This window comes from Dyella humi, from assembly GCF_044904605.1.
Classification (GTDB): domain Bacteria; phylum Pseudomonadota; class Gammaproteobacteria; order Xanthomonadales; family Rhodanobacteraceae; genus Dyella_B; species Dyella_B humi.
The window spans coordinates 1500129-1514033 of record NZ_JADIKI010000023.1; the positions used below are offsets into that span (position 1 = coordinate 1500129).

The following is a 13905-nucleotide window of genomic DNA, read 5'->3' on the forward strand; positions in this document are numbered from 1 at the left end:
TTATGCTGATGCACCATGGCCGCACAACCTCTCCATGACGACACCATCGCCGCCATCGCCAGTGCACCTGGTGCGGCGGGCGTCGGTGTCGTGCGCGTATCCGGCCCGCGTGTGCTTTCCATCGCGCAAACCCTGCTGGGCCGTTTACCCTCTCCACGCCATGCTCACTTCGCCGCATTCCGCGCGGCAGATGGCGAGCTGATCGATCGCGGCCTGCTGCTGTACTTCCCTGCTCCCGCTTCTTACACCGGCGAACATGTGCTCGAGTTGCAAGGCCACGGCAGTGCGGTGTTGCTCGATGCGCTGCTGCGTCGCGTATGCGAACTTGGCGCCCGTCTCGCACGTCCTGGTGAATTCACCGAGCGCGCGTTCCTCAACGGTAAGCTCGATCTTGCGCAAGCAGAAGCCGTTGCGGATTTGATCGCCGCACGTTCGCAAGCCGGCGCACGCGCAGCGCTGCAATCGATGGAAGGTGTCTTCTCGCGCAAAGTGGATGCCTTGCTGCAAGCGCTGATCGCTTTGCGTGTGCACATCGAAGCCGCGATCGATTTTCCTGAGGAAGAAATCGACTTTCTCGCCGATCCTGCCATCACCCAGAAACTGCAATCGCTACGCACACAACTTGCGGATCTGCTGCGCGAAGCCCAGCGCGGCGTGCGACTCAACGATGGTCTGCGTGTTGCCATCGTCGGCCGTCCCAACGCCGGCAAATCGAGCTTGCTCAATGCACTCGCCGGCAGCGAACGCGCTATCGTCACTGACATCGCCGGCACCACGCGCGACGTGCTGCGCGAAAGCATTTCGCTGGAGGGCATTGCGTTGGAGCTGGCCGATACTGCCGGTTTGCGCGATACGCACGATCCCGTGGAGCGCGAAGGCGTGCGCCGCGCTCACAGTGAACGCGAGCGCGCCGATGCCGTGCTGCTCATTACCGATGCACGGCATGCAGATACCGACCTTGCATGGTTGCGTGATCTCCCATCGAACGTCGAACGCATCGTCGTCATCAACAAAATCGATCTTGGTGACGAACGGCCACATGCAGACATGCACGATGGCGCGCGTTGGCTTTGGCTCTCGGTAAAAACCGGCGAAGGCCTCGAGGCGTTACGCGAACAGCTCAAACAATTGGCCGGTGCGGGCAGCGGCGAGGGCGCTTTCAGCGCTCGGCGTCGACATGTGCTGGCGCTTGAGCTGGTATCCGATCATCTCGATCGTGCGGCGCACGTGCTCACGGATACGCACGCCGGTGAACTTGCTGCCGAGGAATTGCGTCAGGCGCAACACGCGCTTGGTGAAATCACCGGCACCTACACCAGCGATGATTTGCTCGGCGCCATCTTCAGTTCGTTCTGCATCGGCAAGTAATCAAACGCGCTGTCTTGCCAGTAATGCATCCACTTCGGCGGTGCGCGGCATGCCGCCGCGCGCACCAAGGCGCGTGACGGACAGTGCTGCCGCCGCGCACGCCTTGCGTACGGCGATCGGCAAGCTTTCGTGCAGAAACACGGCAAACGCGGCGTTGAACGTATCGCCGGCGCCGGTGCTATCTACGACTTCCACTGCGAAGCCGGTTTGATGTTGTGGCTCGCCTTCTTCACGAAACCATGCGCCTTCGCCACCGCGCGTCAGCACCACGGGACATGGCGCGCGACGCATCAGGTCACGAAAATCTTCGGAAGCATCGGCGCCAAGCAAGGTGGCGAGTTCGTGTTGATTGGGCGTGATGTAGCGGGCAAGACGCAACCACGCTTCAGGCAATGGCTGCGCGGGCGCGGGATTGAGAATGACCGGCACTTGTTGCGCGTGCGCGATGCGTAGCGTGGCTTCCACGGTTTGAAGTGGAATTTCCATCTGTACCAATACGGCATCGGCGTTCGCAATCAAATGTTGTGCTTTAGCGACATGTGAATGTTCCAGTCGCGCATTGGCGCCGGACACCACGACGATTTCGTTTTCGCCGCCGGCGACGATAATGGATGCCGTGCCGCTGCTGGAGTTGGCGATGCGCGCTACATGTGTCACGTCCACGCCTTCTTCTGCGAGTCCGTCACACAGCGACTGCGCGAAGGCATCGTCGCCGACAGCGCCGATCATGTGCACGTCGGCGCCCAGTCGCGCGGCAGCCACGGCTTGATTGCCGCCTTTGCCGCCATGCACGGACAGAAAGCGTTCGCCCAGCAGCGTTTCACCCGGTGCGGGGAAGCGCAGCGCCACGGTGACAAGATCCATATTGATGCTGCCGACGACAACAATGCGGGTCATGAAGCTCTCGCAAAATGTGGATGACTTGCGAGAGCGTAAACGCAGAAGCGTGGCGAGGGTAGTTCGTGCGCCGATACGCGCCAGCTATGCCAGCGCGTACCCGTTCGGTCGATCAGTGGCTGTCGTTGTCCGAGCCACTATCGGCGCCGCCGGAAGTGTTCGGCGCACCATGCGCGTTTTGCCAGCGATCCTTCATGTTCTGCTTCAGGGTGGCATATTGCTTCTGTTGGTCGGGCGTAAGCACGGCATTGATCTGCGTATCGGCGCCTTGCTGGATCGAGTGCAGCTTGGCGCGGCGATCCTGCGGAGCTAGTGAGCTGTCGCTGCGCACGGCGGCGAGCTGTTGCTGGCGATCTTGCAGAATCGCGGTAAGCTTGGACGTCTGATCGTCACTCAGCCCCAGCCGTGTGGCGAGGCGTGCGGCCTGCTTCTGTGGATCCGGTGGTGCGCGGTGTTGCTGAGCCGGTGCGTTGTTCGAGTCGGCGGCCGAGCCGCCGTCCTGGGCGAACGCGGCAGGGGCGAAGCTCGCGACACCGAGCGCCAGGCCGAGCAGGGCGAAACGCGAGGCGAATCTGTTCATGGGTCTCTCCAGGTTCCTTGGGTGAGGCCATCAGTCGACGGCCGGCAAGATAAGGAAACGACGAAGCGCGTGTGTCGTTTACCGTGTCTGGGCACATCTAACCTTCGCGACCTTGAAAGCCCGGACGGCGCCCCGACGCTGGGACTTTCCGCCCTGGAGCCGATCATGATCGAACTTCATTACTGGCCCACACCGAATGGCCACAAGATCACCCTATTTCTGGAAGAAACCGGTCTGCCCTACACCATCAAGCCGGTGAACATCGGCAAGGGCGAGCAATTCGAACCCGCGTTCCTGAAGATTTCGCCTAACAACCGCATGCCGGCCATCGTCGATACAGAACCGGCCGATGGTGGAGCGCCGGTCAGCGTGTTCGAATCGGGCGCGATCTTGCAGTACTTGGCGGAAAAGACCGGGCGTTTCCTGCCCAAGGATCTGCGTGGTCGATTCACCGCGCTGGAATGGCTCTTCTGGCAGGTGGGCGGTCTTGGACCCATGCTCGGGCAGAACCATCACTTCAACCGCTACGCGCCGGAAAAGATTCCGTACGCGATCGACCGCTACATGCGTGAAACGCGCCGCTTATATGGCGTATTGGACAAGCAGCTGGATGGACGGGATTTCATTGCGGGCAGTGAATACACCATTGCTGACATGGCGGCGTATCCGTGGATCGTGCCGTACGAAAACCAGGGTATGAAGCTGGAAGATTTTACGCATCTGAAGCGCTGGTTCGAGCGAATTCGTGATCGTGATGCGACGCGTCGAGCGTACGCGATCGCTGACACCATCGAGGGCAAAACGGATTTGCGCTCGGATGAGGAGGCGCGTCGACATCTGTTTGGGCGATGAGAATGCAAGTTCGCGTATGTCATGCATGCATCGCGATGTTGGTTCTTTGCGAGATTGGACTATCAAAAAGAAAGCCCGCCATTCGGCGGGCTTCTTCATGCATTTCATTGCGCCCGGCCGACACCGGAATCGCCCTGCAATAGCGGCGGCGGTGCGCCGGCCACAGCAAGCAGGGATTGCGCATAGCCGTCTTCCATCGTCACCGTGGACACCTCGTCCCAGGCGAAGAACGAAGGCTCACTCAGCCATTCCGCATCGGGTGTGATTTCCTGCATGTTGAAGCCGTCTTCCTCGATGCTGATCAGGCGGCCGATGTAGCAGACTTCCGACTCGTCTTCGCTGTCGACGTGCACACCGATCACCGGCGCCATCGCGCTAGCGGCCTGCACCACGTCCCGGATGCCGTCGAGCGGGAAGCTGCGCGGCAGGCGCGGCACCAGGTTCTTCAGCACCAACGCTTTCTCCATGAAGTTGGAGTGCTTGTCCGGGGTCTCCAGCTCGGTGATGTCGCGATGACGCATCACATACATGCCATCGTAGGTAACGCCGTCACCCACAACCCATAGCAGGAAAAATTCCCGGCCCACGCTACCGACATAACCGCAGAAGCTGCCGTGTTCTAATTCGCCGCGCCATAGACGCACCAGCTGCTGTTTCTGCTGCGCTTCGCGGAGTTGCGCACGCGAGCCGGTGGCCTTCAGTTCAATGATCGTACCCATGGCCACCATTTTATCAGAGGGGGTCTGGCCGCTTGTTTACAGCCCGCTAACTGCCGATGTTCAGAAAAGTTAGCTTTTATAAACAAGCGCTTACAGAAAACTCGCCGAATCAGAGGATGTATCGGCTCAGATCCTCATCCTTGACCAGGCTAGAAAGGTTTTTATCGACATATTCGGCGTCAATCACATAGTTTTCGCCGGATTTGTCAGCAGCTTCGTAGGAGATTTTCTCCAGCAGGCGCTCCATCACCGTATGCAAGCGGCGGGCGCCGATGTTCTCAGTGCGTTCGTTCACCTGGTAGGCCACCTCGGCCAGGCGATCGACGCCGGAGTCCTCGAAGCTGAGGGTCACGCCCTCGGTGCCGAGCAGAGCCACGTATTGTTTGGTGAGCGCGCTGTGCGGCTCGCGCAGGATGCGTTTGAAGTCATCCACCGAGAGTGCCGCCAGCTCGACGCGTATCGGTAGGCGGCCCTGCAGTTCCGGAATCAGGTCCGACGGTTTGGCCAGCGAGAACGCGCCGGAGGCGATGAACAACACGTGGTCGGTCTTGATCGGCCCGTACTTGGTGGACACCGTGGAGCCTTCCACCAGCGGCAGCAGATCGCGTTGCACACCTTCGCGACTCACACCCGCGCCGCCCCATTCGGAACGCTGCGCGATCTTGTCGATCTCGTCGATGAAGACGATGCCGTTCTGCTCGGCCGACTCCACCGCCAGTGCGCGGATTTCCTCGTCGTTGAGCAGCTTGGCCGCCTCTTCGTCGACCAGCAACGGACGCGCGGCCTTGATCGCCAGCTTGCGCTTTTGCGTGCGCGCGCCGCCCAGGTTCTGGAACATTTGGCGCAACTGTTGGCCCATTTCTTCCATGCCAGGCGGCGACATGATTTCCACGCCGACGTTCATGGCGACATCGAATTCGATTTCGCGATCGTCCAGCGCGCCTTCGCGCAGCTGCTTGCGCAGCTTCTGACGTGTGTCGTTTTCGAGCGAAGCAGCCGGGGCTGGGTCATGCGTCCAGTCGGTGGGCGACATGCGGCGCGGCAGCAGCGCATCCAGGATGCGATCTTCGGCGCGGTCTTCGGCCTGCGAGCGCACGCGCTTCATCGCCTGCTCGCGCGTGAGTTTGTAGGACACGTCGGCGAGATCGCGCACGATCGATTCCACGTCTTTGCCCACGTAACCCACTTCGGTGAACTTGGTGGCTTCCACCTTCACGAACGGGGCGTTGGCAAGCGTGGCCAGGCGGCGCGCGATTTCCGTCTTGCCGACGCCGGTAGGGCCGATCATCAGGATGTTCTTCGGCGTCACTTCCTCGCGCAGTGCCGGTTCCAGCTGCATGCGACGCCAGCGGTTGCGCAGTGCGATGGCGACGGCACGCTTGGCGTCGTGCTGACCGACGATGTAGCGATCCAGTTCGTTGACGATTTCGCGGGGAGTGAGCTCGGACATGGTTTTTTTAAACCCAGGGAATGAGGAACGGGGAACAGGGAACGTGAGGATTGCGGGTGGGGTGATGTTCCCCGTTCCCTGTTCCCCGTTCCCGGCTTTCCATCAGAGTTCTTCGATCGTGGTGTTGTGATTGGTATAGATGCAGATGTCGCCAGCAATCTTCAACGCGCGCTCCACAATGGCGCGTGCGTCGAGGTCGGTGTTTTCCATCAGCGCGAGCGCGGCCGACTGCGCATACGGGCCACCGGAGCCGATGGCGATCAGTCCGTGCTCCGGTTCCAGTACGTCGCCGTTGCCGGAAATCAGCAGCGAAGCTTCTTTATCGGCCACTGCGAGCATCGCTTCGAGGCGACCCAGGCGGCGATCGGTACGCCATTCCTTGGCCATCTCGACGGCGCCGCGGGTAAGGTTGCCACCGTGTTTGTCCAGCTTCTGCTCGAACAATTCGAACAGGGTGAACGCATCGGCGGTTGCACCGGCAAAGCCGGCTAGCACGTCGCCTTTGCCCAGTCGGCGGATCTTGCGCGCATTGGCCTTCATCACAGTGTTGCCCAACGTGACCTGGCCGTCGCCGCCGATCACGACGCGTCCGTGCCGTCGCACCGACACGATGGTGGTGGCGTGGAAGGATTCCATGGAGCTCTCCGAAACTAGGCCAAGACCGCAAAAGTGGGGCCGTCCGGGGGAAATCCAAGATGTTGCGAGGCCGCCGGGGTGGGCCAGTCAAGGCAAGCTCAATGCCGCTGCCAGAGCAATACCGCTCCTGCCGCGACAACACTCCACACCAGCAACGCGGCCAGCAAGGCCGGCACCAGCCGCAGTCGGTCGACCAGCCAATAGAGGCTGGCGAGGTATGCCAGATAGGGCACGACGGACCACATGCCAAACACGATGGTGGCCTTCAAATCGGCCGTGCCGCGTTCGCTGCCCACGATATAGTGCGCCATCAGCGCGAAGGTCGGAAACAGCGGCAACAAGCCAGCGATGTAGTAATTGCGTGTGCGCGCCAACAATCCGATCAGCAGCACCATCAACGCGCCGATCAGGGTTTTCGCGAGCAAGTTCATGCCGTCGAAATCATTTCTTGCGCGCACGCGGATGCGCGGCGTCGTACACCTTGGCCAGATGCTGGAAATCCAGGTGCGTGTAGATCTGCGTGGTGGCGATGTCGGCATGGCCGAGCAGTTCCTGGACCGCACGTAGATCACCGGAAGATTCCAACATATGGCTTGCAAACGTGTGTCGCAGCAGATGTGGATGCACGTGCTTGGCGAAGCCCTGGCGCAAGGCCAATGTTTTCATTCGTGCTTGCACGGTGCGTGGACTGATCGGCGCACCTTGGCGGCCGCGAAACACCGGCGATTCCGGCGCGCGGCCCTCCGCTTCGCCCAGCGCTCGCAGTGCAGCGATGGCATGCCGCCCTACGGGCACGATGCGCGTCTTGCGTCCTTTGCCCAGCACGCGCACTTCGCCGGCATCCAGATCCAGATCCAGCCAGCGCAAACCGGTCAATTCGGAAAGGCGAAGGCCGGAAGAATAGAACAGCTCGAGCATGGCGCGATCGCGCACACTCAGCGCGTCGTCATTACCGTCGCCCTCCACCAAGGCGGTGGCTTCATCCACATCCAGCACTTCCGGCAGCTTGCGATGCACCTTCGGACCGCGCACGCCGGCCAGCGGATCGTGCGACAGCGCGCCTTCGCGCGTGAGCTGGCGAAACAGGCTGCGGCAGGAGGAGAGCAGCCGCTGCAGGCTCTTGGGCGACAGGCCCGCGCGATGTTCGGCGGCAACAAAGCCGCGCATGTGATGAGGTTGCAACTGCGCGAACGAAGCGATCTGCTGTTTTTGCATATGGCGCAGCAGCTTGTCCAGATCGCGACGATAACCTTCCAACGTGTGCGGTGATGCTTTGCGTTCGTTGCCCAACCGCGCAAGCCATGCGTCGACCTGGGGCTGTGCGTCCATCGCTGCGCTCAAGCGCCGTCCTGCATGCGTGCCAGCGCAGCGGTGACGGTTGCGGCGATCATTTTCAGGAACAGCGTGCCCATGCCGGGCTGGAAGTGATCGGGATCGCGGCTGCCCAGCGCCAGCAGGCCCAGCTCGCCCAGCGGCATCAGCGCGGCGGATTTGATGTGCGCTGCCTGTGCGCCGAACAGCCGTTGCAGGCGCTCGGCGGAAAGCCGACCGGAGATAGGCTCGTGATGGGCGAGGAAATCGGCGAACTCGGGCATGGCGGCGCGGCCGCCCGGCTCGTGCAGCAGCCAGTCCGCCGGCGGCAGCATCGATTCACCAAAAAGCACGAAGCGGGTCTGGTCCGTACCGAAATCTTCCGACAGCCGGGCCACCACGCTGCGTGCAGCCACTTCCGGCGTATTGGCGCGCAGCACGGCGACGTTGAGCTCGTGCACGCGCTGCATCAGGCGCTGGTTTTCCGTGGCGATAGCGGTGAACTCGACGAGCTTGCGCTCCAGTTCGGCGTTCCTGTCGCGCAAGGCCTGCAGCTGATACGCCGCGAGCGATGCCACCGCGCCTTGCTCGCGCGGCAGGGTCAGCAGCGTGGCCAGTTCCGGGTATTCGCTAAGGAAACCAGGATGCTGGCGCAGATACGCCGCCACGTCGCTGGCCTTGATGGTGTCTTCGAGCAGGGCGTTGGTCATGCCTGGAACCTCTTTAAACCCTGGGACGGAGTGTGCGATGGACGCGGCCTCGCATCAATCGCCTAACCATTCGCCTTCATAAACAAAGGTGGCCGGCCCGGTCATCCACAGCCGCTCGCCGGGTCCGATCCATTCGATCTCCAATGTGCCGCCGGGAAGATCTACCCGCACCTGCGCATCCACCTCGCCGCGACGACGCAGCACGGCCATCGCCGCGCAGGCGCCGGTGCCGCAGGCCAGCGTCCATCCCGAACCGCGCTCATGCACCCGCAGGCGCACATGTTGTGGGCTCAGTTTCTGCACGAAGCCGGCGTTGACACCTTCCGGAAAGCGCGCGTGGGCAGTCAATGCAGGGCCGAGGCGTGCCAGCGCCGGAGCCTCGAGATCCTCCACCACGACCACAGCGTGAGGATTGCCCATGGACACCACGCCAATCTCCAGCGCCTGTCCGTGCACGTCCAGCATGTGGCGATCAGCGTTGTTCGGTGCTTCAAACGGAATGCGTGCCGGCTCGAAGATCGGCTCGCCCATGTCCACGGTAACGCGCTGCGTATCGACCAGGCGCACGGCTACCGGGCCGGAAGGGCTCTGGATCTGTGCCGTTTCGCCGATCGCCAGCGCACCGGCTCGCTGCAGCCAGGCTGCGATGCAGCGTACGCCGTTGCCACATTGGCCTGAGGGCGAACCATCGGCATTCCAGATGCCGTAATAGAAAGCACTGACGCCATCGCGCGCCGGTTCCACGCTCAGCAACTGGTCGAAGCCGATGCCGGTGTTGCGATCGGCCATCGCACGAATACAGGCGGGGGACAGCGCAAGCGCGCCGTCACGGCTGTCGATCACAGCAAAGTCGTTGCCGCTGCCGTGCATTTTGGAAAAGCGCAGAGCCATGGTGTCAGCTGCAATCACTGTCCGTTCAGCGGCTTGGTCTGAACACTGCTGGCGCTGGCCGGCGCTTGTGCGGTAGCCGCATGCGCCGGTGCCGGAGCAGGAGCCGGCGCGGGATGAGCAGGTTCGGGCGGCGGATAAAACAGCGGGCCTTTGTTGCCGCAGCCGGCGATCGCGGCGAAGGCGAGGCAGGTCAGCAGCAGCAGAATCGGTCGGCGCATGAGATGGATCCTCGGAAAACGCTCGGAGTATAGCCAAGCTGAGGGATGATCTGATCCATTCTGCATAGGCGTCACCGTTATCATGCGCACCTTGCAACGGATATGCGGAACGTTGGAGTACCCCGATGAACTGGAACGAAGTACTGCGCCTGCCCACCACCCTGCTCGTGATTCTGACGGGCGTGCTGCTGCTGCTTGCCCTTGTGCAGTTGCTGGCCGCGCGCCAGCACGTGCGTCATCGCCGCCATCTCACTGCCACCGGGCATTCGCTGCTGCTGGTGGTTTTCCTGCTGCTGGCGGCATTTCTCGGCGGCATTGCGATGTCGCTGCGCGGCTACCGCTTCTTCAACGAGGAAGCACCGGTGGTGCAGATCGACGCGCACATCCTGTCGCCGCAGCGCTGGGCGCTCACCCTCACCTGGCCGGACGGCGCCACGCGCAACGTGATGCTGGCCGGCGACGATTTCCAGGTCGATGCCATCGTGCTGAAGTGGAAGCTGCCCGCGATGCTCGCCGGCTTGCCGCCGCTGTACCGGCTCGATCGCCTATCCGGGCGCTACGACGATGCCAGTCAGGAGATGAGCGCGCCGCGCACCGTGATCGATTTCAGCCAGGCCGGCGCAGCCGATCTGTTCGATCTGAAAAAGCAGGTACCACGCTGGTTCCCCGAAGTGGATACGGTGTTCGGTAGCGGTGCCTTCCTACCGATGGTCGACGGCGGCCACTACAACGTAAGCCTGATGCGCACTGGCGCACTGGTGGCGCGCCCGGACGACGCCACGGCGCAACGTATCGGGCAGCCGTTCGGGGGCTGAGTGAAACGCTTGGCTGCCCCAAATCGAAGGATTTCACCGTAAAAACATCCCCGTGGTCGCTGTCACGAAGCGATGCTAGATTCGCCCCACCATTACCTGCTTCGCAGACAACACAAGGGGAAAATAAGCATGAAACGCATCGTATTCGTTGCAGCCATCGCCGGTGTCGTTATGGTCGCCACCGCTGCCGCCCAGCCGGTCCGTGATGTCAGCGCCAAGCGCCATCCGAACCTGGCCGCCGCCCAGCACCTGGTCGACCAAGCTTACAAGCGCGTCGTCGACGCCCAGCAAGCCAACGAATTCGACCTTGGCGGCCACGCTGCGAGAGCGAAGGAGCTGCTGGACCAAGCCAACGCCGAGCTCAAACAGGCGGCTGAGGTATCTAACGAAAACCACCGCTGACCGGCGGCTGAGATGACGAAGGCCTCCCTGACCAGGGAGGCCTTTTCTTCAGATCAGCGCTTTTTCGTAGCGAAACGCATCCGAGCCATCTTCATAGAACCGCTTTTCAATCGGGCCGATGCGGCGGTAGCCCAACCGCTCGTAGAGACGGATCGCGCTCTCGTTGTCCGTGCGCACTTCCAGCCGCAGCACCTGGCAACGTCGCTGGAGCGCCGCCGCTTCGGCCGCTTCGATCAACGCCGTGCCCACACCTTTGCCGCGTGCCTCTGGCAGGCTGGCGATCGAATACAGCCGCGCCATGCGGCTGCCTTTGCGGAAAAACACCATCGCCGTGCCGAGGAAGCGCCGATGGTTCGCGCTGGCCACCAGCACGCGCGCCGAATCGCTGTCCAGGTGACGGCGAAATTGCGCACGGCTGATCCGATCGCTGTCGAACGTGGCCTGTTCCAACGAGACCAGGTCATCGAGATCGGAAAGTTCGGCGCGGCGCACCCGCACGGCGGCGGTGGCTGGCGATGGGGTCATCAGCGGCTCTCGTGAAGAACAATGCGCCTGTGGCAGGTGCTATGGCCCCAGGGGTTCTCTGCTCGGGTGGGTTCGAGCAAGCGCGGCACTCTAGTGCAGCTGAGACTGGAAATCATCCCACCAAAGGTACTCGCAGCACGTACAGGGCGCGGCGTTTAGTCCTTCTTCATCAGCCACCCTTGTGCGCTTCGCCGAGCTGCAAGACACTGCCGCCTTGCGCTGCGCCGCCACGTTCCCCCTTACGCGACGACGTCCTTCCTGCCGGTCTACTGAGGTGCCATGACCCGACTCGTCATCGTCGTCGAGAAAGCTTCCGATTGGGGCTCCTACTATCCGTCCGTCGACGTCGTCACCGCCATGGACTACCTGCGCGAGCCGGTAGGCGGCGACGAGGAGCGCACTCACGTGCTCAACCTGTGCCGCAGCTACAAATACCTCGGCACCGGCTATTACGTCTCGCTGCTGGCCGAAGCGCGCGGACACCGCGTGATGCCTTCCGTGCGCACGGTGAACGATCTGCGCCGCCGTTCGCTGTACGGCCTGGCCATCGACGATCTCAACGCCAAGCTCACCCACTTCCTGCCCGCGGGCGGGCGCGATACCACGGATTTCGGCACCCTCGTCTACTTCGGCGAAACCGCCTACCCCGCGCTGCAAGACCTGGCGAGGCAGGTGTTCGAAATGTTCCCGTGCCCGCTGCTGCGTATCGAATTCGAGCGCGAACGCGTGTGGCAGATCGCTTCGATTAAGCCGGTGGGCCTGCACACGCTGGACGATGCCCAGGAAGATGCCTTCGCCGCCGAGCTCGATCGCTTCTCCAAGAAGCTGTGGCGCAAGCCTCGCGCAAGACGGCTGTATCGCTACGACCTCGCCATGCTGGTCGATCCGAACGAGGGGATGCCGCCGTCGAACAAGAAGGCGCTGAAATCGTTTATTTCGGCGGGCAAGGAGCTGGGCATCGAAGTCGATCCGATCGGCAAGAACGACTACCAGCGCTTGGCCGAATACGACGGCCTGTTCATTCGCGAAACCACCGCCAGCGACAATCACACCTACAGTTTCGCGCATCGCGCCGAGCGCGAAGGCATGGTGGTGATGGACGATCCCAGTTCAATCCTGCGCTGCACGAACAAGATCTTCCTCAACGATCTGATGGTCTCGCGCAAGCTTGCCGTGCCGCGCACCGAGATTCTCTATCGTGATGACACCAAGGGTTTGAGGGAGGTTGCCGAAAAACTTGGCTTCCCGCTGGTGCTGAAAATTCCGGACGGCTCGTTTTCGCGCGGCGTCGTCAAAGTGGAAAGCGCGGATCAGCTGGAAAAAGCCGCCAGCGAGCTGTTTCAACACAGCGCCCTGTTGCTGGCGCAGGAGTTCGTCTACACCGACTTCGACTGGCGTGTCGGTGTACTCAACCGCGAGCCGCTGTATGCGTGCAAGTACTACATGTCGCGCGGCCACTGGCAGATCTACAACCACGGCGCGAAAGGCACGGCGAGATCCGGTGGCTTCGAAACCATTCCGGTGCGTGATGCGCCGGCCGAAGTGGTGAAGCTCGCGCTCAAGGCTACCGGCGCAGTGGGCGATGGTCTCTACGGTGTGGATCTGAAGCAGGTGGGCGACAAGGTCGTGGTGATCGAGGTCAACGACAACCCTTCGATCGATGCTGGCGTGGAAGATCAGTATCTCGGTGAAGATCTATATCGCCGCATCATGCAGGAGTTTCTGCGCCGCATGGAGCGCAAGCGCATGGGCATCATTGTCTAGGAGTGAAAATAAGAGAAAGACAGTGGTACCAACGATGCCCATCTCTCACGCCTCACTCCTCCTCACTATCTCCATCCGTTAAAGGGCCATTCCGGTCACCCTTCCCTGGGCGAACCGGAATCGCTCGCGCGTTCCTTCGCGCTGATCGCCGGTCGCGACCACTCCCTTTCAACCGGCGATCATCCCTTAATGCGGCACTCCGGCCGCAACGGCTCCACTGCCAAGCGGAATACGGATCAGTTCCAGATCAATTGCGAAGTATTGCGGCGACGCGGCTTGCGCAGGCTCAGCAACTGGCGCGGCAGACTCGGTTCCAGCGTTAGCGCCACCGCGAGCGGCGCGACGAACAGCCAGAAGAACGGCGTCCAACCGAACAACGCGGTATGAGCAGGAACGAGTGTCGTGGCGAGCAGCAAACTGCCACTGAACAACCACAGCAAGGCTGTGGCAAGAAGACGTGGATGTCGGCCAGGATCAATGGATTTGCTGCGCATGACGAACTCCGAAGCTGCACGATGGATGCAGCTTGCCCCGCGTCCGTCTCATAGGTTGCGATGGTCATGACTACCTAACTCGCAGATCATCGACGACTCGCTCGATAGCAGCGCGTTATGTGAAAGTGCCTTCAACTCCCGTTTCATACACGGACGTGCGGTTGTGTTCGTTGATGAAGCCTTTGTGAAAATCGCGCGCCTGTTTTTTTCTCTCGTCGCGTGCCGTGCACCGTGTTTCAGCAGCGATCTTGCGCATAACTGACAAAACGCATG

At 61.8% G+C, this 13905-nt stretch carries 17 protein-coding genes; 5 read left to right on the top strand and 12 right to left on the bottom strand.

Annotation, left to right across the window (positions count from 1 at the left end; all coding sequences use genetic code 11):
* Positions 1 to 15: 15 nt before the first annotated feature.
* The gene (gene mnmE / locus ISP18_RS17975; RefSeq protein WP_380015281.1) at positions 16 to 1368 is read left to right on the top strand and encodes a tRNA uridine-5-carboxymethylaminomethyl(34) synthesis GTPase MnmE; all 1353 of its coding nucleotides are present in this window, start codon (positions 16 to 18) and stop codon (positions 1366 to 1368) included.
* On the opposite strand, the gene rbsK is transcribed toward mnmE, so the two are convergent.
* Entirely contained in the window at positions 1369 to 2265 is an 897-nt protein-coding gene (gene rbsK, locus ISP18_RS17980; RefSeq protein ID WP_380015284.1) for a ribokinase, read from the bottom strand.
* A 112-nt stretch (positions 2266 to 2377) separates the two neighbouring features.
* Positions 2378 to 2845, bottom strand: coding sequence for a hypothetical protein (locus ISP18_RS17985; protein WP_380015287.1), 468 nt, complete (start codon positions 2843 to 2845; stop codon positions 2378 to 2380).
* Positions 2846 to 3010: 165 nt separating this feature from the next.
* On the opposite strand from ISP18_RS17985, the gene ISP18_RS17990 reads away from it, so the two are divergent.
* Positions 3011 to 3697 carry a glutathione binding-like protein gene (locus ISP18_RS17990; protein WP_380015290.1) on the top strand — a complete coding sequence of 229 codons (687 nt, stop codon included), beginning with the start codon at positions 3011 to 3013 and terminating at the stop codon, positions 3695 to 3697.
* A gap of 104 nt (positions 3698 to 3801) precedes the next feature.
* Here the strand turns inward: ISP18_RS17990 and ISP18_RS17995 are convergent, their stop codons facing one another.
* The 8 genes from ISP18_RS17995 to lptM form a co-directional block, all read right to left on the bottom strand.
* Positions 3802 to 4416: a hypothetical protein gene (locus tag ISP18_RS17995; RefSeq protein WP_380015293.1), complete on the bottom strand. Its 615-nt coding sequence runs from the start codon at positions 4414 to 4416 to the stop codon at positions 3802 to 3804.
* 109 nt (positions 4417 to 4525) lie between these two features.
* Entirely contained in the window at positions 4526 to 5866 is a 1341-nt protein-coding gene (gene hslU / locus ISP18_RS18000; protein WP_380015296.1) for an ATP-dependent protease ATPase subunit HslU, read from the bottom strand.
* A 102-nt stretch (positions 5867 to 5968) separates the two neighbouring features.
* A complete protein-coding gene (gene hslV, locus ISP18_RS18005; protein WP_380015299.1) occupies positions 5969 to 6502 on the bottom strand; it encodes an ATP-dependent protease subunit HslV in 534 nt (177 codons plus the stop codon).
* A 98-nt stretch (positions 6503 to 6600) separates the two neighbouring features.
* Positions 6601 to 6933, bottom strand: a complete 333-nt coding sequence (locus tag ISP18_RS18010; RefSeq protein ID WP_380015302.1) for a GlpM family protein — start codon at positions 6931 to 6933, stop codon at positions 6601 to 6603.
* Positions 6934 to 6943: 10 nt separating this feature from the next.
* Entirely contained in the window at positions 6944 to 7831 is an 888-nt protein-coding gene (gene xerC / locus ISP18_RS18015) for a tyrosine recombinase XerC (protein ID WP_380015305.1), read from the bottom strand.
* Between the two features lie 8 nt (positions 7832 to 7839).
* Positions 7840 to 8523, bottom strand: coding sequence for a DUF484 family protein (locus tag ISP18_RS18020; RefSeq protein ID WP_380015308.1), 684 nt, complete (start codon positions 8521 to 8523; stop codon positions 7840 to 7842).
* Between the two features lie 54 nt (positions 8524 to 8577).
* Positions 8578 to 9414, bottom strand: coding sequence for a diaminopimelate epimerase (gene dapF, locus ISP18_RS18025; RefSeq protein WP_380015311.1), 837 nt, complete (start codon positions 9412 to 9414; stop codon positions 8578 to 8580).
* Between the two features lie 14 nt (positions 9415 to 9428).
* Complete coding sequence (gene lptM / locus ISP18_RS18030) at positions 9429 to 9632, bottom strand: LPS translocon maturation chaperone LptM (protein WP_380015314.1); 204 nt, start codon at positions 9630 to 9632, stop codon at positions 9429 to 9431.
* Between the two features lie 125 nt (positions 9633 to 9757).
* Here lptM and ISP18_RS18035 point away from each other — a divergent pair, with 125 nt between their 5' ends.
* The gene (locus ISP18_RS18035; RefSeq protein ID WP_380015317.1) at positions 9758 to 10447 is read left to right on the top strand and encodes a hypothetical protein; all 690 of its coding nucleotides are present in this window, start codon (positions 9758 to 9760) and stop codon (positions 10445 to 10447) included.
* 129 nt (positions 10448 to 10576) lie between these two features.
* Positions 10577 to 10849 carry a hypothetical protein gene (locus ISP18_RS18040; RefSeq protein ID WP_380015320.1) on the top strand — a complete coding sequence of 91 codons (273 nt, stop codon included), beginning with the start codon at positions 10577 to 10579 and terminating at the stop codon, positions 10847 to 10849.
* A gap of 48 nt (positions 10850 to 10897) precedes the next feature.
* On the opposite strand, the gene ISP18_RS18045 is transcribed toward ISP18_RS18040, so the two are convergent.
* A complete protein-coding gene (locus ISP18_RS18045) occupies positions 10898 to 11374 on the bottom strand; it encodes a GNAT family N-acetyltransferase (RefSeq protein WP_380015323.1) in 477 nt (158 codons plus the stop codon).
* A 279-nt stretch (positions 11375 to 11653) separates the two neighbouring features.
* On the opposite strand from ISP18_RS18045, the gene ISP18_RS18050 reads away from it, so the two are divergent.
* Positions 11654 to 13138 carry a RimK family protein gene (locus ISP18_RS18050; RefSeq protein WP_380015326.1) on the top strand — a complete coding sequence of 495 codons (1485 nt, stop codon included), beginning with the start codon at positions 11654 to 11656 and terminating at the stop codon, positions 13136 to 13138.
* Positions 13139 to 13374: 236 nt separating this feature from the next.
* On the opposite strand, the gene ISP18_RS18055 is transcribed toward ISP18_RS18050, so the two are convergent.
* Positions 13375 to 13632, bottom strand: a complete 258-nt coding sequence (locus ISP18_RS18055) for a hypothetical protein (RefSeq protein WP_380015329.1) — start codon at positions 13630 to 13632, stop codon at positions 13375 to 13377.
* Between the last annotated feature and the right edge of the window lie 273 nt (positions 13633 to 13905).